This is a genomic window from Collinsella sp. AF37-9 (assembly GCF_003475115.1).
Taxonomy (GTDB): Bacteria; Actinomycetota; Coriobacteriia; order Coriobacteriales; family Coriobacteriaceae; genus Collinsella.
In genome coordinates this window covers 1-22,843 of sequence record NZ_QROQ01000031.1, presented here as the reverse complement: position 1 = coordinate 22,843, position 22,843 = coordinate 1, and the positions used below count along the sequence as shown (strand labels likewise).

At 61.6% G+C, this 22,843-nt stretch carries 28 protein-coding genes and 3 tRNA genes; 27 read left to right on the top strand and 4 right to left on the bottom strand.

The genetic code is table 11. The annotated features are described in order from the left end of the window. The first annotated feature begins 8 nt into the window (after positions 1 to 8). The 21 genes from DW024_RS08700 (at position 9) to DW024_RS08600 (ending at position 17,621) form a co-directional block, all read left to right on the top strand. Positions 9 to 81: transfer RNA gene (locus tag DW024_RS08700), tRNA-Ala, on the top strand. Between the two features lie 198 nt (positions 82 to 279). Next, positions 280 to 355: transfer RNA gene (locus tag DW024_RS08695), tRNA-Ile, on the top strand. A 163-nt stretch (positions 356 to 518) separates the two neighbouring features. Further along, positions 519 to 2,420 carry an ABC-F family ATP-binding cassette domain-containing protein gene (locus tag DW024_RS08690; RefSeq protein ID WP_233541365.1) on the top strand — a complete coding sequence of 634 codons (1,902 nt, stop codon included), beginning with the start codon at positions 519 to 521 and terminating at the stop codon, positions 2,418 to 2,420. Further along, positions 2,407 to 2,703: a hypothetical protein gene (locus DW024_RS08685; RefSeq protein ID WP_168170409.1), complete on the top strand. Its 297-nt coding sequence runs from the start codon at positions 2,407 to 2,409 to the stop codon at positions 2,701 to 2,703. The genes DW024_RS08690 and DW024_RS08685 overlap by 14 nt, the downstream gene beginning before the upstream one ends. 9 nt (positions 2,704 to 2,712) lie before the next feature. Next, on the top strand, positions 2,713 to 3,396 hold the full coding sequence (locus DW024_RS08680) for a site-2 protease family protein (protein ID WP_118377496.1): 684 nt from the start codon (positions 2,713 to 2,715) through the stop codon (positions 3,394 to 3,396). An 84-nt stretch (positions 3,397 to 3,480) separates the two neighbouring features. After that, the gene (locus DW024_RS08675) at positions 3,481 to 4,290 is read left to right on the top strand and encodes a ScpA family protein (RefSeq protein ID WP_118377495.1); all 810 of its coding nucleotides are present in this window, start codon (positions 3,481 to 3,483) and stop codon (positions 4,288 to 4,290) included. A gap of 11 nt (positions 4,291 to 4,301) precedes the next feature. Beyond that, entirely contained in the window at positions 4,302 to 5,030 is a 729-nt protein-coding gene (gene scpB, locus DW024_RS08670) for an SMC-Scp complex subunit ScpB (RefSeq protein ID WP_118377494.1), read from the top strand. Then, a complete protein-coding gene (locus DW024_RS08665; RefSeq protein WP_369834742.1) occupies positions 5,017 to 5,982 on the top strand; it encodes a pseudouridine synthase in 966 nt (321 codons plus the stop codon). The genes scpB and DW024_RS08665 overlap by 14 nt, the downstream gene beginning before the upstream one ends. A gap of 67 nt (positions 5,983 to 6,049) precedes the next feature. Continuing rightward, positions 6,050 to 6,736 (top strand): (d)CMP kinase, encoded by a 687-nt coding sequence (gene cmk, locus DW024_RS08660; protein ID WP_118377492.1) that lies wholly within the window; start codon positions 6,050 to 6,052, stop codon positions 6,734 to 6,736. Positions 6,737 to 6,739: 3 nt separating this feature from the next. Beyond that, positions 6,740 to 7,468, top strand: coding sequence for a lysophospholipid acyltransferase family protein (locus tag DW024_RS08655; RefSeq protein WP_118377491.1), 729 nt, complete (start codon positions 6,740 to 6,742; stop codon positions 7,466 to 7,468). 2 nt (positions 7,469 to 7,470) lie between these two features. Continuing rightward, complete coding sequence (locus DW024_RS08650; RefSeq protein ID WP_118377490.1) at positions 7,471 to 8,367, top strand: 4-hydroxy-3-methylbut-2-enyl diphosphate reductase; 897 nt, start codon at positions 7,471 to 7,473, stop codon at positions 8,365 to 8,367. A 2-nt stretch (positions 8,368 to 8,369) separates the two neighbouring features. After that, entirely contained in the window at positions 8,370 to 9,812 is a 1,443-nt protein-coding gene (locus DW024_RS08645; RefSeq protein WP_118377489.1) for a DUF512 domain-containing protein, read from the top strand. 10 nt (positions 9,813 to 9,822) lie between these two features. Further along, on the top strand, positions 9,823 to 11,157 hold the full coding sequence (der, locus tag DW024_RS08640) for a ribosome biogenesis GTPase Der (protein ID WP_118328544.1): 1,335 nt from the start codon (positions 9,823 to 9,825) through the stop codon (positions 11,155 to 11,157). Next, positions 11,150 to 11,833 carry a glycerol-3-phosphate 1-O-acyltransferase PlsY gene (gene plsY, locus DW024_RS08635; RefSeq protein WP_055250144.1) on the top strand — a complete coding sequence of 228 codons (684 nt, stop codon included), beginning with the start codon at positions 11,150 to 11,152 and terminating at the stop codon, positions 11,831 to 11,833. Before der ends, plsY begins: the two co-directional genes overlap by 8 nt. Positions 11,834 to 11,842: 9 nt before the next feature. After that, entirely contained in the window at positions 11,843 to 12,850 is a 1,008-nt protein-coding gene (locus tag DW024_RS08630; RefSeq protein ID WP_118377488.1) for an NAD(P)H-dependent glycerol-3-phosphate dehydrogenase, read from the top strand. Positions 12,851 to 12,868: 18 nt separating this feature from the next. Then, entirely contained in the window at positions 12,869 to 13,540 is a 672-nt protein-coding gene (gene rpe, locus DW024_RS08625) for a ribulose-phosphate 3-epimerase (RefSeq protein ID WP_117648520.1), read from the top strand. Positions 13,541 to 13,546: 6 nt separating this feature from the next. Next, the gene (locus tag DW024_RS08620; protein WP_118377487.1) at positions 13,547 to 14,725 is read left to right on the top strand and encodes a cysteine desulfurase family protein; all 1,179 of its coding nucleotides are present in this window, start codon (positions 13,547 to 13,549) and stop codon (positions 14,723 to 14,725) included. After that, on the top strand, positions 14,722 to 15,531 hold the full coding sequence (locus DW024_RS08615) for a Nif3-like dinuclear metal center hexameric protein (protein WP_118377486.1): 810 nt from the start codon (positions 14,722 to 14,724) through the stop codon (positions 15,529 to 15,531). Before DW024_RS08620 ends, DW024_RS08615 begins: the two co-directional genes overlap by 4 nt. After that, complete coding sequence (locus DW024_RS08610; RefSeq protein ID WP_118377485.1) at positions 15,528 to 16,247, top strand: zinc ribbon domain-containing protein; 720 nt, start codon at positions 15,528 to 15,530, stop codon at positions 16,245 to 16,247. The genes DW024_RS08615 and DW024_RS08610 overlap by 4 nt, the downstream gene beginning before the upstream one ends. A 2-nt stretch (positions 16,248 to 16,249) precedes the next feature. After that, a complete protein-coding gene (gene coaBC / locus DW024_RS08605; RefSeq protein ID WP_233541364.1) occupies positions 16,250 to 17,464 on the top strand; it encodes a bifunctional phosphopantothenoylcysteine decarboxylase/phosphopantothenate--cysteine ligase CoaBC in 1,215 nt (404 codons plus the stop codon). An 80-nt stretch (positions 17,465 to 17,544) separates the two neighbouring features. Next, positions 17,545 to 17,621: transfer RNA gene (locus tag DW024_RS08600), tRNA-Pro, on the top strand. 520 nt (positions 17,622 to 18,141) lie between these two features. Here DW024_RS08600 and DW024_RS08595 read toward each other — a convergent pair. Both DW024_RS08595 and DW024_RS08590 read right to left on the bottom strand, forming a co-directional pair. Further along, positions 18,142 to 18,672: a DUF6273 domain-containing protein gene (locus DW024_RS08595; protein ID WP_255413151.1), complete on the bottom strand. Its 531-nt coding sequence runs from the start codon at positions 18,670 to 18,672 to the stop codon at positions 18,142 to 18,144. A 6-nt stretch (positions 18,673 to 18,678) separates the two neighbouring features. Beyond that, positions 18,679 to 19,026 carry a hypothetical protein gene (locus tag DW024_RS08590; protein WP_147352075.1) on the bottom strand — a complete coding sequence of 116 codons (348 nt, stop codon included), beginning with the start codon at positions 19,024 to 19,026 and terminating at the stop codon, positions 18,679 to 18,681. Positions 19,027 to 19,406: 380 nt separating this feature from the next. Between DW024_RS08590 and DW024_RS10115 the strand changes: the two genes are divergently transcribed. The 6 genes from DW024_RS10115 (at position 19,407) to DW024_RS08565 (ending at position 21,909) form a co-directional block, all read left to right on the top strand. Then, positions 19,407 to 19,586 (top strand): hypothetical protein, encoded by a 180-nt coding sequence (locus DW024_RS10115; protein WP_118377483.1) that lies wholly within the window; start codon positions 19,407 to 19,409, stop codon positions 19,584 to 19,586. Between the two features lie 71 nt (positions 19,587 to 19,657). Continuing rightward, positions 19,658 to 20,557: a hypothetical protein gene (locus DW024_RS08580; protein ID WP_118377482.1), complete on the top strand. Its 900-nt coding sequence runs from the start codon at positions 19,658 to 19,660 to the stop codon at positions 20,555 to 20,557. Between the two features lie 126 nt (positions 20,558 to 20,683). Continuing rightward, positions 20,684 to 21,052, top strand: coding sequence for a hypothetical protein (locus DW024_RS08575; protein ID WP_117629394.1), 369 nt, complete (start codon positions 20,684 to 20,686; stop codon positions 21,050 to 21,052). A 9-nt stretch (positions 21,053 to 21,061) separates the two neighbouring features. Next, positions 21,062 to 21,223: a hypothetical protein gene (locus DW024_RS10110; RefSeq protein ID WP_158571959.1), complete on the top strand. Its 162-nt coding sequence runs from the start codon at positions 21,062 to 21,064 to the stop codon at positions 21,221 to 21,223. A gap of 29 nt (positions 21,224 to 21,252) precedes the next feature. Beyond that, positions 21,253 to 21,657: a hypothetical protein gene (locus DW024_RS08570; RefSeq protein ID WP_117629395.1), complete on the top strand. Its 405-nt coding sequence runs from the start codon at positions 21,253 to 21,255 to the stop codon at positions 21,655 to 21,657. A gap of 12 nt (positions 21,658 to 21,669) precedes the next feature. Continuing rightward, complete coding sequence (locus DW024_RS08565; protein ID WP_117629396.1) at positions 21,670 to 21,909, top strand: hypothetical protein; 240 nt, start codon at positions 21,670 to 21,672, stop codon at positions 21,907 to 21,909. 12 nt (positions 21,910 to 21,921) lie between these two features. Here DW024_RS08565 and DW024_RS08560 read toward each other — a convergent pair whose 3' ends face one another. Beyond that, complete coding sequence (locus DW024_RS08560) at positions 21,922 to 22,218, bottom strand: hypothetical protein (protein WP_117629397.1); 297 nt, start codon at positions 22,216 to 22,218, stop codon at positions 21,922 to 21,924. Positions 22,219 to 22,359: 141 nt separating this feature from the next. Beyond that, positions 22,360 to 22,788 (bottom strand): hypothetical protein, encoded by a 429-nt coding sequence (locus DW024_RS08555; protein WP_117629398.1) that lies wholly within the window; start codon positions 22,786 to 22,788, stop codon positions 22,360 to 22,362. Between the last annotated feature and the right edge of the window lie 55 nt (positions 22,789 to 22,843).

Here is a 22,843-nt window from a genome sequence, read left to right as displayed (position 1 = left end):
CTTCGCACGGGGGCGTAGCTCAGCTGGGAGAGCGCTTGACTGGCAGTCAAGAGGTCAGGGGTTCGATCCCCCTCGTCTCCACCCGAGCATTGAATGAGGCTCCAACGCAAGTTGGGGCCTTTTTTCATATAGGCACACAAGGTCAAAGGCGGCACCATGATCCTCCTGGTCGACAAGATCGTGCGTTGAACGGGTGCCGCGCGCATGGTAGTATTTCACATCGTGGTTCAAAGCGTTGGAGGCTGTTCTGCCACCCCAACTGCAAGCGCCACTTTATAAGGGCTCTTGGCGCAACGGTTAGCGCAGGGGACTCATAATCCCTGGGTTCTGGGTTCGAATCCCGGAGGGCCCACCAGGTTTTTCAACAGGCCAGGCAATATGTCTGGCCTGTTTTTCATGGCATTAGTTTTCACTTGCAAATAGCCTGCTTGCTCATTTCCGGGCGCCCTCGGTCGGCTGTCTGCGATGCCGCCGTGCGCTTCGCGCTCGTGGGCCCCAACGGCGCCGGCAAAACCACCATGCTCAAAATCATCATGGGCATCGACAGTCCTGACTCCGGCCAGGTCCAGTACGCAAAGGACTGCCAGGTGGGCTACCTAGAGCAGGAAACTAATCTGGAACAAAAGGACACCACCATCCTCGCCGAGGTCATGGCCGCCGCCAAGGAAATCCGCCGCATGGGCGAGCGCGCTAACGAGCTGCAGGCCCAAATCACCGAGCTCTCCGAGCAGGGCAAGGACGTCGACGCACTCCTCAACGAGTACGGCCAGGTCCAGGACCGCTTTGAGCACCTGGGCGGCTACGAGCTCGAGAGCAACGCCCGCAAAATCCTGTCCGGCCTGGGCTTTAAGGTCACCGACTTTGAGCGCCCGTGCTCCGAGTTCTCGGGCGGCTGGCAGATGCGCATCGCGCTCGCCAAGCTCTTCCTGCGCCATCCCGACCTGCTGCTTCTGGACGAGCCCACTAACCACCTGGACCTCGAAAGCGTCCAGTGGCTGCGCGGCTTTATGGCCAACTATGACGGCGCCGTCCTCATCGTCAGCCACGACCGCGTTTTCATGGACGCTTGCGTCGACCACGTCGCCGCACTCGAAAATCGTCGCGTGACCACTTACACCGGCAACTACAGCAGCTACCTCAAGCAGCGCGAGGACAACCTTGAGCAGATGCGCGCCAAGCGCGCCGCCCAGGAGCGCGACATCGCCCACATGCAGGTCTTCGTCGACAAGTTCCGCTACAAGCCCACCAAGGCAGCCCAGGCCCAGGAGCGCATCCGCAAGATCGAGCAGATCAAAAAGGAGCTTGTCATCCTACCCGAGGGCCACAAGCACATCGACTTTAAGTTCCCTGACCCACCGCGCTCCGGCGATATGGTCGTGGGCCTGGAGGGCGTCTCCAAGTCCTACGGCAACAAACACATCTACAGCGATATCGACCTCAAGCTCTACCGCGGCGAGCACGTGGCGCTCGTCGGCCCCAACGGGGCCGGCAAGTCCACGCTCATGAAGATCATCGCCGGACTGGAGCCGCCCACCACCGGCACCCGCGACCTGGGCACCAACGTGGGCGTGGCCTATTACGCCCAGCACGCACTCGAGGGCATGACCGAGTCCAACACCGTCCTGCAAGAGATCGACACCGTCACGCCCAAGTGGACCGTGCCACAGCAGCGCAGCCTACTGGGCGCCTTCCTGTTTAGCGACAACGATTCCATCGAGAAGCAGGTTCGCGTCCTCTCCGGCGGCGAAAAAGCGCGTCTGGCCCTGGCCAAGATGCTCGTGGCCCCCGAGGCGCTCCTGTGCCTGGACGAGCCCACCAACCACCTAGACATCGACTCGGTGGACATGCTCGAGAACGCCCTGCAAAACTTCCCTGGCACCATCGTGCTGATCAGCCACGACGAGCACCTGGTGCGCGCCGTTGCCAACCGCGTCATCGACATCCGCGACGGCAAGGTCACGGTCTATGACGGCGACTACGACTACTATCTCTACAAGCGCGAGGACCTCGCAGCCCGCGCCGCCGCCGAGGCGGCGGGGGAGAGTGCACCGGCCGCGACCAAGTCCGCTAAGGTCACCGCGGCCCAGTCCGATGCGCCCGCCGCCCCCAAGCCGGCCGAGGGTAAAAAGACCAAGGAGCAAAAGCGCGCCGAGGCCCAGGCCCGCGCTGCGCTCAACAAAAAGCTCAAGGACGTGCGCAACCAGCTCAAGAAGATCGAGGCCGAGCTCGACAAAAAGCGTGCCCGCTATGACGAGCTTATGGAATTGATGGCAAGCGAAGAGCTTTATGCCGATCAAGACAAGTTCAACGCCGCGCTGGGGGAATATAACGGCCTTAAACAAGAGCTGCCCAAGCTCGAGGACGAATGGCTGGAGCTTTCCACCCAGATCGAAGAGGAGACCGCGCGTGAACTCTCGTAAGGCCGCTGCCGTGGCGATGAGCATCATCGCCATCGCCTGTCGCATCTGCGGCATCTTTATGAGCGCGATGACCGTGCTGCTGTGTTTTAGCGGCCTCACCGCCAAGCTGCAGATCGTGGGCTTTGTCGTCGAGCTTTCGCGCGCCCTGCCGAGCGCCATCGCCGGCTACGGCGTCATCACGTCGCCCTTTGGCGGTGTGTTCCGCCTGGATTACGCCATCGTCGCCGTGATCCTGTTTGTGATCGACTACCTTCTCACGCGCGCCTCGCGTCGCGTCCGCTAGAGGAGCGCCATGTCCAGCAGCTACCTCATGAACCTGCTCGCCAGCGCCGTCGCCGTCATCGTGGGCATCGTGATCCACGAGAGCGCACACGCCGCCGCGGCCTGGGCGCTCGGCGACAAGACGGCCCGTTCGCGCGGCCGCGTGTCACTCAACCCGCTTAACCATATCGACCCGTTTGGCACCATCATCCTGCCGCTGCTCATGCTCGCGGCCGGCGGCCCGGTGTTCGCCTTCGCCAAACCCGTGCCCGTCTACCTCAACAACCTCAAGCACCCCAAGCGCGACGAGGTCCTGGTGAGCGCGGCCGGCCCCGCGTCGAACATCGCACTCGCGTGCCTTGCCGCGGCACTCATGCACGTGGCGTACGGCAACCTCTACACCGGCATCTCCTTTGCCCTGGCGTCACAGATCATGAACTTCGGCGCCACGTTTATCGTGGTTAACCTGTCACTCGCATTCTTCAACCTCATCCCGATCCCGCCGCTCGATGGCTCGTCGATCATCGTCCCATTCCTCAAAGGCAAGGCGCTCACCAACTACTACCATCTGCAGCAATACGCCATGCCCATACTCATCATCGTGCTGTATCTGCTGCCTATGTGGACCGGCATCGATGTGATCGGCCGCTATTTCGACGTTACCGTGTATCCGCTGGCTGAGCGGCTGCTCGACTTCGCAATCGCCGGCATCTAGGGTAAACTTACAGGTCGACCGTGCAAAACGGTCGCAACATGCACCCAAACCGCGCCGCGAAGGCGCCGTCAAAGGAGGTCGAAGATGTCGTATCGCGTGTCGACGCAGGTCTACAGCGGACCGTTCGACCTGCTTCTGCAGCTGGTAACCCGCCAAAAAGTTGATATCGGCGCCATCTCCATTAGCGAGGTGGCCGAGCAATACCTGGCCGAAGCCGAGCGCATCGAGGCGCTGGACCTAGACGTGGCGAGCGACTTCTTGCTGGTCGCGGCAACCCTTCTGGACATTAAGGCCGCCTCGCTGGTGCCCCAGGAGGCACCGCGCAACACCGACGACGATTACGAGGACGACGAAGACCTCGAGGAACTCAGCACGCTCGACGGCGATGCCCTGCGCGAGGTCCTGATCCAGCGCCTGATCGCCTACAAGCAGTTTAAGGGCGCGGCGGCGGCCCTTGGTGCGCGCATGCAGGCCGAAAGCCGCATGCATCCGCGCGTGGCCGGCCCCGACCCCGAGTTCTTGGGCCTTATGCCCGACTATCTGGCCGGCATCACCCTGCGCGGCCTCGCCGTCATCTGCGCCGACCTGGACGGTAAGCGCCAGACCTTCCTGCTGGAAGCCGAGCACGTGGCACCGCATCGCGTGCCGCTCGACCTGACGGTGGCCTCGGTCGACCGCTTTACCATGGCGCACCAAACCTGCACCTTCCGCGAGCTGCTGGACGGCGACGCCACCACCGAGCAGCTCGTCGTCACCTTCCTGGCTATGCTCGAGCTTGCCAAACGCGGCTCGCTCACGCTGAGCCAGGACGAGATTTTTGGAACCATCTGCATCAACCGAGTCGAGGGCGCCGAGGCATACGTGCCCGGCGAGGGCCCCGAGCTCACCGAATAGGAGCGGCAACCATGTCAACCCTTTCCACGCTAGAGGCAAACAGCCTCAAAGGCGCCCTCGAGGCGCTCCTGCTGGTGTCGAGCGACCCGGTGAGCGCGCCCGCGCTGGCAGGTGCGCTGGATATCGCCCCCGGCGAGTGCGCGTCGCTGCTCGCCGAGCTCAAGGTTGAGTACGAGGAGGCCAACCGCGGCTTTCAGCTGCGCGAGGTCGCCGGCGGCTGGCGCCTGTTTACGCATCCCGCCTACCACGACGTGGTCGAGGCCTACGTGCTGAGCTGGGACACGCAAAAGCTGTCGCAGGCGGCGCTCGAGACCTTGGCCGTGATCGCCTATCACCAGCCCGTCACGCGCGAGGTGGTCAAGGGCATCCGCGGCGTCAACTCCGACGGCGTCATCGCGTCACTCGTGGACAAAGGTCTGGTGCGCGAGCTCGGCCGCGACCCCCAGCGCGGTCAAGCCATCATCTACGGCACGACCAACGCCTTCTTGGAAAAGTTCGGTCTGCGCTCCACCCGCGACCTGCCCGACCTAGAGCAGTTTGCCCCCGACGAGCAGTCGCGCCAGTTTATCCGCGAGCGCCTGAGCGGCCGCAGCATTCAGTCCACGCTCGAGGAGCAGGCCGATGACCTGGACGAAGAGCGCGAGCTGCTCGATACCGATGTTGAAGATGTTGAGGCAGTCGAGGACTTGGAGACCCTGGTCGTCGACGAGGCCTCGGAGGATTTACATGACGAGGACTAACGAAGTAGGGGAGACGCGCGCCATGGGCAACGCAGTACCCGCCACCGACGCCCAGCCCGTCTATCCGCACACCATGCGCCTGCAGCGCTTTTTGGCGCGCGCGGGCGTGGCGAGCCGCCGTGGCTCGGAGGACCTGATGACCGCCGGCCGCGTGACCGTCAACGGCGAGGTCGCGACCGAACTGGGCACCAAGGTCGACGTCGACCGCGACCATATCGAGGTCGACGGCATGCCCGTCAAGCTCAACCAGGGCGCCGTGTACCTGATGCTCTACAAGCCGACCGGCTACCTCACCACCATGAGTGATCCGCAGGAGCGCCCTTGCGTGGCCGACCTGGTCCCCCGCGACCGCTTTCCGGGACTTTTCCCGGTGGGCCGCCTGGACCGCGACACCACGGGCCTTTTGCTCTTTACCACCGACGGCGACCTGTCGCAGGACCTGCTGCACCCCAGCAAGCACGTCTACAAGACCTACCAGGCGCTCGTTGACGGGACGCTGACCGACCGCGATCTCACGCCGCTCCGCCGTGGCATCGAGCTCGACGACGGCCTGTGCCAGCCGGCGATCTGCCGCGTCATCAACGCGCGCGAGGCCGTGGCCGTGGCTCCACAAGGCGTCAAGCCCGGCACCACCGCCGTGGAGGTCATCATTCGCGAGGGCCGCAAGAACCAGGTCAAGCGCATGCTGGGCAAGATTCACCATCCGGTTATCCGTCTGCATCGCTGCAACTTTGCCGGCCTTGAGCTCGAGGGCGTGGCCAAGGGCTCGTGGCGCGAGCTCACCGACCGCGAGGTGCAGATCCTCAAGGCCGGCGGCATACCGCCTAAGCAGGCCGACGCCAAGCGCGGCGGCGGCAAGCCCCAGGACACGCTCGCCAGTCGCACGCGTCACCACGGCAGCCACGGCTCCGCACCCAAGCGCAACACCTACCGCGAGCGCTACACGGGCTAGACAACCCGCCGTGCCCCCAGCGCCCGCGAACCATACCAGCACGTCAACCATCGAAAGGAAGCATTGCATGATCGTCGCCATCGACGGCCCCGCCGGTTCCGGCAAGTCCACTATCGCCAAGGAGATCGCCCGCCAGCTTGGCTTTAACAAGCTCGACACGGGTGCCATGTATCGCGCCGTCACCTTCGCCGCGCTCGACCGCGGCATCGATCTAGACGACGAGGCGGCCATCGACGCCCTCGCCGAGCAGATCGAGATTCGCTTTACTAACGGCACCGGCGAGGACACGCGCCTGACCATTGACGGCCAGGACGCTTCGGCCGCCATCCGCACCCCGCAGGTCGACGCCAACGTGTCCAAAGTCTCGGCCTACCCGGGCGTGCGCGCCGCCATGCTCATCCATCAGCGCCGCGCCGCCGAGGACCGCGATATCGTGGCCGAGGGTCGCGACATCGGAACCGTCGTGTTCCCTAACGCGCAGGTCAAGGTCTTCCTGACCGCCGACCCGCGCGAGCGCGCCCGCCGCCGCGTGCTGCAGCGTCACCAAAACGATGCTCAGCCGCTCACGCCCGCGCTGCTCGAGACCGAAGTCGACGATACCCTCGACGCCCTCAAGCAGCGCGACAAGCTTGATAGCAGCCGCGAGGTCGCCCCGCTCGTGCCCGCCGAGGACGCCGTGCACGTCGACTCCACCGCCCATACCATCGACGAGGTCGTCCGCATTATCGAGGGCCTCATCAACCAAAGGAGGTAGCCCATGCGCCTGTTTAAGCAGACGCCCGAGGACTATTACAACGCCCCCTACGCAGAGTTCCCAGCGCTCATCCGCGGCACCGTCGTCGTAGTCATGGCCATCCTTTGGGCCTTCTCCAAGCTCATGTGGCGTTGGAAGGTCGAGGACGCTGACCTGCTGTTTGACCGCCAGGAAGGCCGCGGCAGCGTGGTCATCTGCAACCACACCTCGATGGCCGAGCTCTTGGCCGTGGAGACGGCGCTGTTCTTTGGGGGCCGCCGTATCCGTCCCATCTTTAAGTCCGAGTTCGCCAAGAGCAAGATCGTACGCTGGGCCTTTAGCCGCGTGGGCGGCATCCCCGTGGAACGCGGCACTGCCGATATGAAGTGCCTGCGCGCCGCCCAGCATGCGCTGCAGCGCGGCGAGGACGTCCTGATCTTCCCCGAGGGCACGCGCATCCGCTCGCGCGAGCTCAAGCCCGAGGTCCACGGCGGCTTTGCGCTCATCGCTCAGATGGGCAAGGCGCCCGTCAACCCGCTCGCCATCTGCGGCTGGTCCGACATCACGCCCGCGGGCAAAAGGCTCATGCGTCCCAAGAAGTGCTGGATTCGTGCCGGCAAGGCCGTCTCGCTTTCCGATGCACCGGCCGAGCTCAAGCGCAAGGAGCGCTTGGCTTGGTTTGAGTCCGAGGCCATGAGCCGCGTATACGCCATGCGCGACGAACTGTGCGCCGAGCATCCGGGCAGGTTCTAGCCATGGGTGAGAACGTCATGAATACCGCTGCGGCCGCCGCTGAGGAGGTCGTCCCCACCATCGAGATCGCTGCCCACGCGGGCACCTGCTACGGCGTACAGCGCGCGCTCGACATGGCGCTAGCCGCCGCGCCGCAGGCAGAGGAGAGCACTCAGGTCCACACCCTAGGGCCGCTCATCCATAACCCCATCGTGGTGCGCGAGCTTGCTGAGGCAGGCGTTGGCCTGGCCGACACCTTGAACGACGCCGCAGCGGGCACCGTGATCATCCGCGCGCACGGCGTGGTGCCGCAGGTGATCGATGCCGCACGCGAGCGTGGTCTCGACGTGGTCGACGCCACCTGCCCCTACGTGAAGAAGGTCCATGTGGCGGCTGAGCGCCTGGTGCGCGAAGGCTACCGCGTAATCGTCGTGGGCGAGCCAGGTCACCCCGAGGTCGAGGGCATTCTGGGCCACGCCGGCAATGATGCGCAGGTCGTGAGCTGTGCCGCCGACGCCAACGCTTTGTCGCTCAAGGGCAAGGTAGGCCTCGTCGTGCAGACCACCCAGACCGCCCAAAACCTCGCCGAGGTCGTTGCTGCCATCACCCCACGCGTGCAGGAGCTACGCGTGATCAACACCATCTGCGCAGCCACGAGTGAGCGTCAACAGGCAGCAGCCACACTTGCCAACCGCTGCGACTGCATGGTCGTGGTGGGCGGCAAGAACTCGGGCAACACCCGCCGCCTGGCGCAGATTTGCGCAGACGCCTGCGAGCGCACGCATCACATCGAGGAAGCTTCTGAGCTCCAGGCCGCGTGGTTTACCGACGCTCACCACATCGGCATCACCGCCGGAGCCTCCACCCCGCAAGAACACATCGAGCGCGCTGTCACGCGCATCAAGGAGCTTTGCCGCTAACCATGGACCAGACCGTACCCGCATACGCCGCCGAGGTGGCCGATTACGGGCGCAGCCGCGACCCCGAGCCGGGTGAGGGCGCGCTCATAAAGAACGTGCGTCCCGAATCGCCCGCGTGGGATGTGGGTATCGAGCCGGGCATGCGCGTGCTCACGGTCAACGGCGAGGCGCTCACCGACATGATCGTGTGGCTCTGGGAGGCCGACGATGATACCGTCGAGCTGGAAGTATTCGACCCGCGCGACGGCACCGTCACCCCCGTCGAGCTCGACCGCTTTCCCGGCGAGGATTGGGGTTTGGAGTTCGATGGCCCCATCTTCGACGGCATGCGTACCTGCGTCAACGCCTGCGTGTTCTGCTTTATGACCATGCTCCCCAAGGGCGGCCGCTCCACGCTCTATATTCGCGACGACGACTATCGCCTAAGCTTTTTGCAAGGCAACTTTGTCACGCTTACGAACCTCACCGACGAGGACGTGCAAAACGTCATCCAGCGCAACATGAGTCCCATGAACGTGTCGGTCCACGCTGTGAGCCCCGACGTCCGCCGTCGTATGATGGGCCGTAACGCCCAGCGAGGCATGGACGTACTCGAGACCATCATGGCCGCCGGCATCGAGATTCACGCGCAGATCGTGTTGTGCCCCGGCATGAACGACGGCGAGGAGCTGGAAAAGACCCTGCGCTTTTGCGAGGAGCATGAGCAAATCACAAGCCTGGGCATTGTGCCGCTCGGTTTTACCAAACACCAAAACCGCTTTAGCTGGTCATACAGCGACAAGCCCGAACTGGCGCGCGAGACCATTGCCATGATCAGGCCCTTCCAGGACCGTGCCTTCGAACGCTTTGGCCGCCACACCTTCCAGATGAGCGACGAGTTCTATCTGGACGCCGGAATCGATCCTCCCGAGGCAGACTTTTACGACGGCTACCCGCAGTACTACGACGGCATTGGCATGATCCGCTCGTATCTGGACGAGACCGACGACGTGCTGGCTACCGATGCCGAGCGACTGGCCCGCGTCCGCGAGGCCATCGCCGCCCGCAGTCAGCACCTGCTGTGCCTCTCGGGCGCCAGCGCGCGAGACACCGTGGCACGCTTTTTGGAGTCGCCGCATGGTCTCGGCGGCACCGTCACAGCCATCAAGAACCGCTACTTTGGCGGCAACGTGGACGTGACCGGCCTCATCGTCGCGTGTGACATTCTGGAGCAGCTGCCCCAAGATCTGTCGGGGGTTATGCTCTTTGTGCCTAAGCTCATGTTCAACGCTGACGGCATGACGCTTGACGAGTATCATCGTGACGATTTACTCGCAAGCCTTACCAGTCGCGGCGCCGAGGTTCATGTGGTGTCGACCATGCCGCATGAGCTGCTCGATACCCTGGAGCACATCCTTGGCATTGTGCCTGCCGACTCTACTAATACCACTGACCCTACCCATTAAAGGAGAGCAGATGAAACCTATCGTCGCCGTCGTCGGACGCCCCAACGTGGGCAAGTCCACGCTCGTTAACCGCCTGGCCCAGACCTCGGACGCCATCGTCCACGAGTCCCGAGGCGTCACGCGCGACCGCTCGTATCACACGGCCGATTGGAACGGTCGTGAGTTCACCATCGTCGACACGGGCGGTATCGAGCCGCTCAAGAGCGACGATGTCTTTGCCACGTCCATCCGCGACCAGGCACTCGCCGCCGCCGAGGAAGCCGCCGTCATCCTGTTTGTGGTCGACGGCCGCACCGGCGTCACCGAGGAGGACGAGTCGGTCGCTCGCATGCTCAAGCGCTGCGACAAGCCGGTCTTTCTGCTGGTAAACAAGCTCGACAACCCCGAACGCGAGAACGACAGCATCTGGGAGTTCTATTCGCTCGGCATCGGTGAACCCACGCCCCTCTCGGCCCTGCATGGCCACGGCACGGGCGACCTGCTCGACGATATCGTGGCCCTGCTTCCCGAGGAAGAAGACGAGGTCGCCGATGAGTTCCCCGATGCGCTGAACGTCGCCATCATCGGCCGCCCCAACGCCGGCAAGTCGTCGCTGTTCAACCGCATCCTGGGCGCCGACCGTTCTATCGTGTCCAACATTGCCGGCACGACGCGCGACGCCATCGACACGGTCGTCGAGCGTAACGGCAAGCACTACCGCATGGTCGACACCGCGGGCATTCGCAAGAAGAGCACCGTGTACGAGAACATCGAGTACTACTCCATGGTCCGCGGCCTGCGCGCCATCGACCGCGCCGACGTGGCGCTGCTCGTCGTCGACGCCTCCGTGGGCGTTACCGAACAGGACCAGAAGGTCATGGGTCTTGCCATCGAGCGCGGCTGCGCCATCGTTGTGCTGCTCAACAAGTGGGATCTGCTCGACGACGACCGTAAGCGCGAGGCCTGCATGGAGACCATCGACCGCCGTCTGGGCGTCATGGCTCCCTGGGCCCAGTACCTGCGCATCTCTGCCCTCACTGGCCGCAGCGTCGAGAAGATCTGGGCGATGGTCGACGCCGCCGAAAAGACGCGCTCGCAAAAGATCAGCACCTCGCGCCTCAATACGTTCCTCACCGACCTGCGCGAGTTTGGCCACACCGTGGTGGACGGCAAGCGCCGCCTGCGCATGCACTACGTAACCCAGACGGGCGTCAACCCACCGACGTTTACGTTCTTCGTCAACCACAGCGACTTGGTCAACGACACCTACCAGCGCTACGTGGAGAACCGCATGCGCTCGACCTTCGATTTTGCTGGCACGCCCATTCGACTCTTCTTTAGGAAGAAGGAGCAAAAGGATGCATAATCCGATTCTGCTGACCGCCATCTGCGCCGTGGTCTCGTTCTTTATCGGAGCGATTCCGTTTGGCCTGATCTTGGGCCGCGTGTTTAACCACACCGACATTCGCAAGGCGGGCTCCGGCAACATCGGCACCACCAACGCCCTGCGCGTAGCCGGCCCCAAGGTGGCCGCGCTCACGCTGCTGCTCGACTGCCTTAAGGGCGCCATCTGCGTTGTCATCGCCCGTCCGTTCATCGCGAGCGTGGGCTATGGATTTCCGCCGAACATCATGGCGCCCGGAGCCCCCGGCGACTGGATGCTCGGTGTCATTTGCCTGGCAGCGGTGTGGGGGCACATCTTCTCGCCCTACCTCAACTTTCACGGAGGCAAGGGTATCGCCGTGGGCTTGGGAGTCATCCTCGCCTGGTACTGGCCTATTGGCCTGTCGCTGCTGGGCATGTTTATCGTAGCCGTCGCCATCACCAAGTATGTGTCAGTGGGTTCGCTTGCCGCGGCCATCGGACTTCCTATCGCTGCTTGCGCGGTCTTTCCGTACAGCAGCCTGGGCCTCAAGTTCTGCATGGCGATGATCGGCATCACCGTGGTGTGGGCCCATCGCTCGAATATCCAAAAGCTCATGGCCGGTAAGGAGTCCAAGCTCTCGTTTACCAAGCGCGTCACCGAGCCCGACGATAAGTAGGAGAGAGTCATGAATGTTGCGCTGATTGGCTCCGGCTCCTGGGGAACCGCCGTCGCCGGCCTTGCCGCCGCGCGCGCCGAGCGCGTGACCATGTGGGCCCACAGCGAGCAGACGGCCGCCGGCATTAACGGCGAGCACCGTAATCCCCGCTATCTGGTGGACTACCTGCTGCCGGAAAACGTTGTCGCCACGACGGACTTAGCCCAGGCGCTCGACGGCGCCGAGGCCATCATATTTGCCGTGCCTTCGACGCACCTGCGCGACGTCTGCTACCAGGCGGCGCCGTTCATCGCGGACGAGATGCCGGTTCTGTGCCTCACCAAGGGCATCGAGCCCGAGTCCGGCTTGCTTATGAGCGAGGTCATTGCCAGCGAGATCGGTAACGAGTCGCGCGTGGCGGCGCTCTCGGGCCCCAACCATGCCGAGGAAATCTGCCGCGGCGGGCTTTCGGCCGCCGTCATCGCCAGCAAAGACCAACAGGTAGGGGAGACCTTTAAGGAGCTGCTGCTTTCCACGGCCTTCCGCATCTACCTGTCGCAGGATATGACGGGCGTCGAGGTCTGCGGCGCCATGAAAAACGTCATCGCCATCGTGTGCGGCATCTCCGCCGGCTCGGGCGCGGGCGATAACACGCTCGCCCTCATCATGACGCGCGGTCTGGCCGAAATCAGCCGCCTGGTGCACGCCCGCGGCGGCCAGGCCATGACCTGCATGGGGCTTGCCGGCATGGGTGACCTCATCGCCACCTGCACCTCGGAGCATTCGCGCAACCGCACCTTTGGCTACGAGTTTGCCCACGGCGTGTCGCTCGACGAGTACCAGGCGCGCACGCATATGGTGGTCGAGGGCGCCGTCGCGGCCCGCAGCGTCAGCGAGCTCGCCCGTTCACTGGGCGTAGATATTCCGCTCACCTTTGCCGTGGAGCAAACGCTCTACAACGGTGTTACTTTGGATAGGGCGCTCGAAATTCTCACCGACCGCGTCCCATCGCAGGAGTTCTACGGACTCACCGACTAGCGCAGAAAGGCTACTACCATGGGTTCCATTAAAATCGCTCCGTCCGTCCTTTCGGCCGACATGGCCAACCTTAAGGGCGAACTCGATAAGATCGCCGGTGCCGACTACGTGCACTTCGACGTCATGGACGGTCACTTTACCGGCAACCTCACCTTTGGCGTTGATATCCTCAAGGCCGTCAAGCGCTCCACCGACGTGCCGGTCGACGCTCACCTCATGGTGTCGAACCCCGACGAGACCGTCGATTGGTATGCCGACGCTGGTGCCGATATGATCACCGTGCACTACGAGGCCTCCACACACCTGCACCGCACGCTCACGCATCTGCAGCAGCGCGGCGTCAAGGCCGGCGTGGTGCTCAACCCCGCCACCCCCGTGTGCGTACTCGAGAGCATCATTGATGTCGTCGATATGGTGCTGCTCATGAGCGTGAACCCGGGCTTTGGCGGTCAGAGCTTTATCCCGGGCACCATCGCTAAGCTCCACGAGCTCAGGGCCATGTGCGAGCGTCACGGCGTTTCGCCCCTCATCGAGGTCGACGGTGGCATTTCTTCCAAGAACATTGTCGAGGTCGTCAAGGCCGGCGCCAACGTGCTCGTGGCCGGTTCTGCCGTATTTAAGTCCGAAGATCCCGCTGCCGAGGTTGCGCTGCTGCAGAAGCTGGGCAACGAGGCCGCACAGGAGGCATAAACCCTTATGACCGCAGGTCAAAACCGCATACCCGTGAATCTTGACTATGCCGCCTCGACGCCCATGCGCGCCGAGGCGCTCCTTGCGCAGCGCGAGTACGACGACAGCGAGCTTGCCGGCGTCAACCCCAACTCGCTGCATTCGCTCGGCCGCAAGGCCGCTGCGCGCCTTGAAGTCGCGCGTCGCGAGATTGCCCGCAGCTTTGGCGCGCGCGTCCGTCCGTCCGAGATCATCTTGACCAACGGCGGTACCGAGGCAAACCAACTTGCGCTCCTCGGTCTTGCCGAGGGCGCCCGTCAGCGCGACCGTAAACGCAACCGCGTGATCGTATCTGCCATCGAGCACGATTCGATTCTGGACAACCTGCCATTGCTGCGTGCCGCCGGCTTTTCCGTCGACCTGGTGCAGCCCTGCCGCGCGGGCTACATTGAGCCTGCCGCGCTTGTCGAGCTACTAGGCGACGACGTGGCGCTCGTGAGCATCATGGTTGCCAACAACGAGACCGGCGTGGTGCAGCCCATCCGCGAGCTTGCCGCGGCCGCGCATACCGTTGGCGCCCCGTTCCACACCGATGCCATCCAGGGGTATCTGCATATTCCGCTCGATGTCACCGAGCTGGGAGTTGACGCCATGACCGTTGCCGCGCACAAGATCGGTGGCCCCGTGGCATCCGGCGCGCTCTACCTTAAGAACCGCACGCCGCTGCGCCCGCGCATCTTTGGCGGCGGACAGGAAGCCGGACGTCGTGCCGGCACGCAAGACCTGCGCACGCAGATCGCCTTTGCCGCTGCCGCCTCGTCTCTGACGCCCCATGTGGCTCAGGAGCGCGCGAAGCTGCAAGCCCTTTCCGACAAGCTCTACGCCACGCTTACGGCCCACCAGCGCATTCACGCCACCATGGGTGACTACGCGCAAGCCGACCGTCTGCCCGGCATGGTATCGATCTACATTGACGGCATGGACTCCGAGGAACTCATCATCAAGCTCGACGCCGCCGGCTTTGAGGTGTCGGCAGGCTCGGCATGCTCGAGTGGCAGCATGGACCCGAGCCACGTGCTCAGCGCGATGGGCATCGGCCGCGAACAGGCGCTGGGTGCCTTGCGCATCTCCTTCGATGATCGCGTGAATCCAGACGACCTGGACGACTTTGCCCAGACGCTGCTCTCGATCGTAGGTGCCGTATGATCGTCGCCGAGCTCGAGCGCGCCCTACTGGCACGCTATCCCAAGACGGACGCCGAGGGCTGGGATCATGTTGGGCTATCTGTGGGAGATCCTGCTGCCGAGATCACCGGTGTTGCCTGCGCACTCGACGCGACCGAGGCCAACGTGCACCGCGCCCTTGAGTCCGGCGCCAACGTGCTGCTGACGCATCATCCCATCTATATCAAGGCGCCCGAGGCCTTTTGTCCGGCTGATTCCGCGCGTCCCCAGTGTAGCGCCGCGCTGTACGAGGCAGCTCGTTGCGGCGTGAGCATCATCTCGCTTCACACCAACCTGGACCGCTCGCACGAAGCGCGCGTTCGCCTGAGCGATTTGCTAGGCGCAAAGCACGTAAGCTCACTGGAGCACGTGGACGACCCCGAGGCCACCGGCCTGGGCGTGCTTGCAACGCTCAACGACCCGTGCACGCTGCGCCATCTTGCCACCCGTGCTGCCACGGCGTTTGGCAGCGACCCGCGCGTGTGGGGCGAGGCCGAGCACCCGTGCCGCACCGTCGCCTTATTGGGCGGCTCCCTGGGCGACTTTGGAGAGCTTGCCATCGCTGCCAACGCAGATGTTATCGTGACGGGCGAGGCGGGATACCACGTGGCGCAGGACCTTGCCTTGCGTGGCCTGAGCGTGATTCTGCTCGGCCACGACCGCTCCGAAGAGCCGTTCGTGGATATCTTGATGAACTCTGCACTTGACGCCGGGGTCGACCCCCGTCATGCGATTAAAATACTGAACCCTTGCCAATGGTGGACTGTGACAAAAGGAGAGAACTTATGAGCGCCGGCGCTACGCTACTCAAGCTGCAACAGATCGATTTGGAGCTCGCCCGCAACAAGAGCGAACTTGCCAATATGCCGAAGCTCAAGGAGCTCGCTTCCAAGCGCAAGACCTATGTGAAGCTCAAGTCCGAGATGACCAAGCTCTACGCCCAACGCAAGGATCTGGACATTGAGCTCGACGATCTCAACACTACCGAGATCCAGACCAATAACGCCATCGAGGCCGCCAAGAAGCGTCACGTCGACGGTTCCGACTACCGCGAGGTGCAGGACCTGGAGAACGAGCTTTCCACCCTGGCCAAGCGCCTGGACAAGATCGAGCACACTCGCAAGGACGTCGTTGTCGCCCATAAGGAGGCGCTCGACCGCGAGACTCGCGCGCAGGCCATCATCGCCAAATTCGAGGAGGGCGTGAAGGCCGATACCAAGGCCGCCCGCGCCAAGGCCGCCGACCTGCAGGCCCAGATTGACGCCGCCACCAAGGAGCGCACCGCCCTTGCCGCTACGCTGCCGACCGACGTGCTCACCGACTACGAGCGCCTGCTCAAGCAGTTCCGCGGCCTGGCTGTTGAGACCATCCAGGGTAACATCCCTACGGTCTGCCACACCGCGCTGCAGGCTTCGTCCATGAGCGACCTCAACCACGACGGTAGCGAGATTACGCACTGTCCGTACTGCCACCGCCTCCTGGTGCTCCCGAGCAAGGAAGCCTAGCGATGACGGCGGCATCCAACAATTCAATGCAACTTGAGGGAAAAACGATCCTGCTGGGCATTACCGGCGGGATCGCCGCCTATAAGTCGTGCAATATCGTGCGCCTGCTGCAAAAGCGCGGCGCACGTGTCAAAGTCGTTATGAGCGAGCATGCCACGGAGTTCGTGGGCCCGCTCACGTTCCGCGCGCTCACCAATGAGCCGGTCGCGGTTGGGCTATTCGACGACCCGTCTGACCCCATCCACCATATCTCGCTTGCGCAGGAGCCCGATCTGGTGGTCGTGGCGCCTGCGACGGCCAATATCATCGCCAAGATGGCCAACGGCATCGCCGACGACCTCATCTCCACCACGCTGCTTGCCACGCCGCGCCCCATCGTGATCGCACCGGCCATGAACAATGGCATGTGGAAGGCACCGGCCACACAGGCCAACATGGCCACGTTGCGCGACCGCGGCGTTCACGTGGTGGGACCCGGCAGCGGCTACCTTGCGTGCGGCGACGTGGACACGGGCCGCATGAGCGAGCCCGAGGACATCGTCGAGGCTGTCTGTGAGGTGCTCAACCCCGTGCCGCAAGACCTGACGGGCAAGCGCATCGTCATCACCGCCGGCCCCACGCACGAGCCGATCGACCCGGTGCGATTCATTGGCAACCGTTCTTCGGGCAAGATGGGCATCGCCCTGGCGGGGGAGGCCGCACGTCGCGGTGCCGCCGTCACGCTCGTGCTGGGACCGACATCGCTCGATGTTCCCCGCGGTGTGGAGTGCGTGCACGTACAGACCGCCTCAGAAATGCTCAAGGCAGCGCTGAGCGCCTTCCAGACGGCCGACGCGGCCATTTGCGCCGCCGCCGTCGCCGACTACACGCCGGCGGCCCCGGCGGACCATAAACTCAAAAAGGCCAACGAGCGCCTGGATCGCATCGAGCTTGTCGAAACGGTCGATATTTTGGCTGAGCTCTCGCGCCAGAAAGGCGAGCGCTGTGTAATCGGATTTGCAGCCGAGACCGATAACGTCGTGGAGTACGCACAGCGAAAGCTCGACCGCAAGGGTTGCGATGCCATTATCGCCAACGATGTCTCACGCGCCGATTCGGGCTTTGGAACCGATACCAACAAGGCCTGGATTGTGAGCACAACGGGTACGCAAGAACTTCCCGTTCTAACAAAACCCCAGCTCGCAGATACAATTTTGGACTTGCTTCAAAATTTGTAAAAAAGTTCTTGCACAAGTCTAAAGTTTCGGGTTAATATACTCCCTGTTGCGAGCGAGAGCAGAGCAACAAACAAAAGCTTCGGGACGTGGCGCAGCTTGGTAGCGCACTTGACTGGGGGTCAAGGGGTCGCTGGTTCGAATCCAGTCGTCCCGACCAGAAGTTTGCAGGTCAGGCACCTAGTGCCTGACCTTTTTTGTTTTAAGCAATTGCTTAATTTTAAGTAAGCAACAGGGTGTCAAAAATCTACCTGCGCGATACTCGCTTTTTGCGGCTACTTGCGCGTTTTGCACACGCTTGAGCCGATTTATTAACGCGATATGAATCTACATACGCGTAGCTGGTATGCAGCCGAGTACAGGCTGTATTTATCGCGGCGATTAACACAGATATAGCGACTATAACGGACAAGCGTGTCGCTGTATTTATTCCAGTAGTTCACTTGATCGGTGGACAAGTGGGCTGTTGCAACGAAACGCCAAGCAGGATGGGCTCTATACGAGGACGCCGCAGGGTAATGGCGGGGGAGTGCGGCGGGCGCTCTGAGAGCCGCTGTGTAACCCCATTTCCCCTCAACCCGACTACCTGTGCCACGAACATCAGACCGTTCGAGTAACCGCCAAAAGAAAAGCCCGCGCGAAGTTGCGCAGGCTTTTCGCTAGACAAGCTAGAAGACAGGCTAGAAGCACCAAGCGGGGCAGACGCAAAGCGAAGCGCTCGCGTCGTCGCCACGCGACGGCCTGCCAGTACCGGTGACGTCGAGGAAGTACGCAGAAAGTTTCGGTAACACCGAACGCTCCCACCATAAGCTGCTAATGGCAATGGCAGAGTTGGGATTATCGTTATTCGTCACCTTGCCCTTGAAGGCCTCGTACTGGCTACCCTCGGAGGAACTCCAGGGGTAGTCAGAGGCCCAAAGGGAAGTGAAATCGGAGGTCCAATGGGAGGTGCAGGGCGCGATCTCGGAGTAGCTGAGAAGGAACAGCCTGTCCGAGGTCGCGGTTACGGCGGCGTTCTTATCGATTCCGCCGACGTTGTTCGTGAGCTTCCTGACGGTCTTCACCTTGGACTGGAAATCGGGCGGCATGAGGCTCCAGATCTCGCCGGAGTTCATCTTCGCACGGAGCTCCGACTTCTCCCAGCCACCGGCGTTGGTGTCGGTGGCGTTCATGCGGGGCGAAATACCCGTCGAGGTGGTGAGGAACGTCAGCCCCGCCTAGCCCGAGCCGTCGGCCAAATCGTCATGGTTGATGCCGATGATGCGGTATTCGAGCGTCTTCCCATCGGTGAGCTTCATCGTGAACTTGGTGCCGGCATCCATGGCGGCCTTCGCCTTGGCGTAGGCGGGAGACGCCTTGCCCTTCGTGGCGATGTCCTCTGCCACGGCCTTCTGCTCACCGAGCATCCAGTCCTTCGCGTCCTTGGCGATGGCCGCCTGGACGGTCGCGGAATCGGCCCCTGTGGAGCCGCCACCGGATGTTCCACCGTCCTCGACGCCACCGGTCGCCCCGCTGTTCACCGTGTTGCCGACCAGGTTGAACTGGTTTCGGATGGCCCCGGCCACGCTGGGTCCCGCGAACACGATCACCAGGCCGATGACCGCGATAATCAGGACGTACTCGATGATAGATTGTCCACGAAGGCGGATACCTCTAGGAGATACCCCCCCCCCCGAAGGTTAATTGCCGCTGCATGCATATGCGACTCCCTTCGCTCAGGGTGAATAGAAACGGCTTGAGCGTAGGACTATTCCAAAAGGTTGCGCTGGACTTGCCGCAGCGGCAAAGAGTAATTAGCCCAACGTCTGCGCAGATTAACCGACCGCTCACACAATCGAATTTGTTGCTCAACAAATCCGCAGGTGAGGACAGCAGAATTGGTGTTACCGGAAGTTACGGAGGACCGCCGGTGTCGAGGCGGGCGGTCGAGAAGAAGGGACCAAAAATGAGAAGCCTGGAGCTGATAATCTTCTTCCTGCCTCTCTTGGCGATCGCCGCCAACATCTGCAGCGTAGCGGAGCTCGTTAAGATTGCCAGGGCCAAGGGGCATTACACCAATGGCGCGGGAATCCTCTGGTTCATCGGCCTTTTCGGCACCGCGCTCATGGTCGGCCTGATCGTCTGAGCTCCGCCCGACCGAGCGGCACCGGCGCCCAGCGCACAAAGGGACGAAGACGCCCTGCCCGAGGTGTAGTAATGTCGAAATACAAGATAGCCTACCGCGACGCCAACCCCTCCTGGCAGGAGCTTTGCCCTGTCAGGATGTTAGCCATCCAAGTCTCCAGAGACACCGAGACGGGAGCCTGCTTCCTCCAAACAAAGATCGTCAACGTATCGACGAAACCCATCAGCCGCATAGAGTTCACTGTCGGGCTCGAGGGCGAGGGAGGGGAGACGGAGACCGTCGACTTCTCGCTCCTAGATGCCGACCTGCCCGCCGGCGAGGTGCTCAGGCCCAAGGCGGCGAGAATCAAGCTGTCTGTTATCACCGGCTCGCGTGCCGTTGTGACCCGAGCGGACGGCGAGACCTCCTTCGGCGACCCGATCGACATCGATAGCCCCGCGCCACTCGCACTCAACGGGGTCGAGGAGTCGGAACGCGATGTCCTGCTCTCCGAGATGGGGGCCGATACCTTCAAATGCGCGGGCGTCCATTCCGAACACGACGGGTGGTGGCAGTGCGGCTGCGGTGCGGTGAACCTCAAGCGCGGTACCTGCTGGAACTGCGGCGCCGTGCGCGAGAAAATGGCGGATCTGGAAGATGCCGCGTTCCTGGATGAATCCAGAAGGGACAGGGTCTACAAGACGAGCGTCGCGATACTCGAGAAGGACAACAGGAAGGAAGCTGAAGCCGCCAAGGAGAGCCTCGAGAGGCTGGCCGAGCAGGGCTACGGGGATTCGGGCGAGAAGGCAAGAGAGGCCGGCATGAAGATTGCGAACCTCTCGAAAAGGAGGAAGAAGATAGCCGTCGCGGGCCTTGGAAAGGATTACGCCGGGGACGTTCTTGTTGGAGTCGCTATGCAGTGTATTCGGGCTGATGTTCCAGTCGGAACAATCCAGATGGAGACTCCGACACTGCTCGGACATTCCCGTTAAGTCATATACAGCACTGAAATCGCACTTGGCACCGAGACCAGTTACGTCCACATCCGCGTCCGGAACGAATCGAAGCGGTATCCCGTTTCAAAACGTATGCGTTTCACCATGAGAGAGGGATCTGTCATGAGCTGGAAACCGAGAAAATGCGTTATCGCTTTACTGACTCTGGCGACTCTGACGTGTTTCGCCGCCTTAATCGCCGTCAATATCAAACCGCAACACGATGCTTATCCCTCATCTTTTTCCATTAAAATGGGCCAAAATTTCAGCCTCGGCCGAAACGTGAATTATTTTAACAAGCTAAAACCTAATGAGGAAAATATCTTGATGTTCTGGGCATCGTGGTGTCAGCACTGCGAATCTCTCATAGAAGATATGCAACAACTTGATAATTTCGCAGCCTTAAGGAAGAACCTTTTCACTGTTTCCGAGGACAGCACAATTGAAGAAGCCTCGGTCCATGAAGGAGACTTTCCCATATACATAGATTAAGATAAGACCGTGTATGACCAATATGAACTTGAGCATATTCCGTCCATATTCATACTGGATGATCAAGGAAACATCATCGGCTTATCCGAAGGAGAGGAAGAACCTCTTGCCTTATTAAAGAAATACGCCAAATACAACGGATATAAAGCGGAAGGAGGCGACATCAAGTAACTATCAAAGGCCAGATTAAGGAGCCAGCCATGAAGAAATGCCTGCTCTCCATCGTCTCAGCAGCTCTTTGCCTCTCCCTTGTCATGACACCATTTGTGCCCGTTGCGGCAGCCTATGCCGACGAGGGGTCTCCCGCCGAGAGCAGCGAAATCTACGTCGGAGACAACTACGACGAAAATTACGATATATCCCTTTTTGAGCGCGGACGCTGCACGGATTCATATTCCAAGGCGTGGTGCGATTCTCACGGATTTGCAAATAACCGCACCGTCCCTCACAAGGTCAAGCTGAACGTGAAGGAGGAGTCTTGCCTGCGCGATCCCTACCTTGCTGGCACCGCTGAAGTTATCGCCGGTCTCGTGACAACCGGTCCTGGCGGCGGCTTGTTTGCAACCGCAATGACATCGTGCCGACTTTTCACTTGCATGTTCTAAAAGGAGGTTGCCATGCTGTCGCAAAATCAATCGAGATACTTGACCACAATCGGCTTTGCCCTGCTTGCATTACTCTTTGCTAGCGACCTTTTGCTGAAACCGCCCAAGGAACTCGTTTTGCTTGCCATAGACTGCCTTTCCGCCCTTTACTTTACGGCAACCCTATTCGTCGGACTAAAGGAGAGGAAAAAAGGCGCAGTCGTCGCATCCGCCGTATGCTTGATCATAATCATTGCATCATTCTTTATCTGACACGTTGGTGATTTAGGGGCGATATCGTAGGAATACGACCGGGAGAGTCGGGACCAGATTGCCCGGGTTGCCCGGTCGGCTCGCGCGACGGTGCGGCGGTTCCACAGAAAGCTCTCCGGACTTCACGCCGTTTCTGATCGCATTGTAGACAGCCATCTCGTCTTCGCAGTCGGCGAGCACGCGGTGTGCGTCGTCGTTTTGGATGTCCAGTAAATCTCGAAGGTCCTCCATGCACCAGCGTCCGAGATTTGGCCATGCGCGTTGCGCGAGCTGATAAGTGTCGATTGCGATGTTGTAGTTAAAGTCCAAGCCAATGCCGTCCCAGGCAGAACGGCTTTGTTTCCTTGATTATCAACTTCATCCGGACACTTCCCGCATTCATCCGTGTGTGTACGGATGAATGCGGGGTTCAATACCCCGGCGGTCTGATCGGCAGGCCGCCGGGAACTCTCACTCCTCGATAAAAGCCGGCACCCGGTTAGTCCTGCGCATCTTGAAATTGCCATTTTCGTGGGAGACGTAGAGGATGCCGTCCATCCCGTCTCGCGATGCATATGAAAGGTGAACAGAACCGCAATCCGCTCCATCATTGTCGAGAAGATCGAACGAATTCGGGTCGCTCGTTGCGGCCAAACGACCACTCATACAAGAACCATCGTCATTACAGATTTGCCATTCCATGTCTTCGCCTGCAAGAATCGCCATAGACGGCCTGGTCGCGCCATCGTTGACATACATCCCGTCTATGCCAAACCCATTTTCAGCGCCATCGATGAACGACTGCTCGGACCTATACCTCGCAAATGATGCACATAGCACCATTGCAAGACAAAGTACAAAGCCAACAATCGCTATCTTTGCATAGCTCTTGCCTATCATGTCATTCACCTCCCTCGTATGTATCGAGGTATTCCTGCTTGAGCGTCTGCGAGGA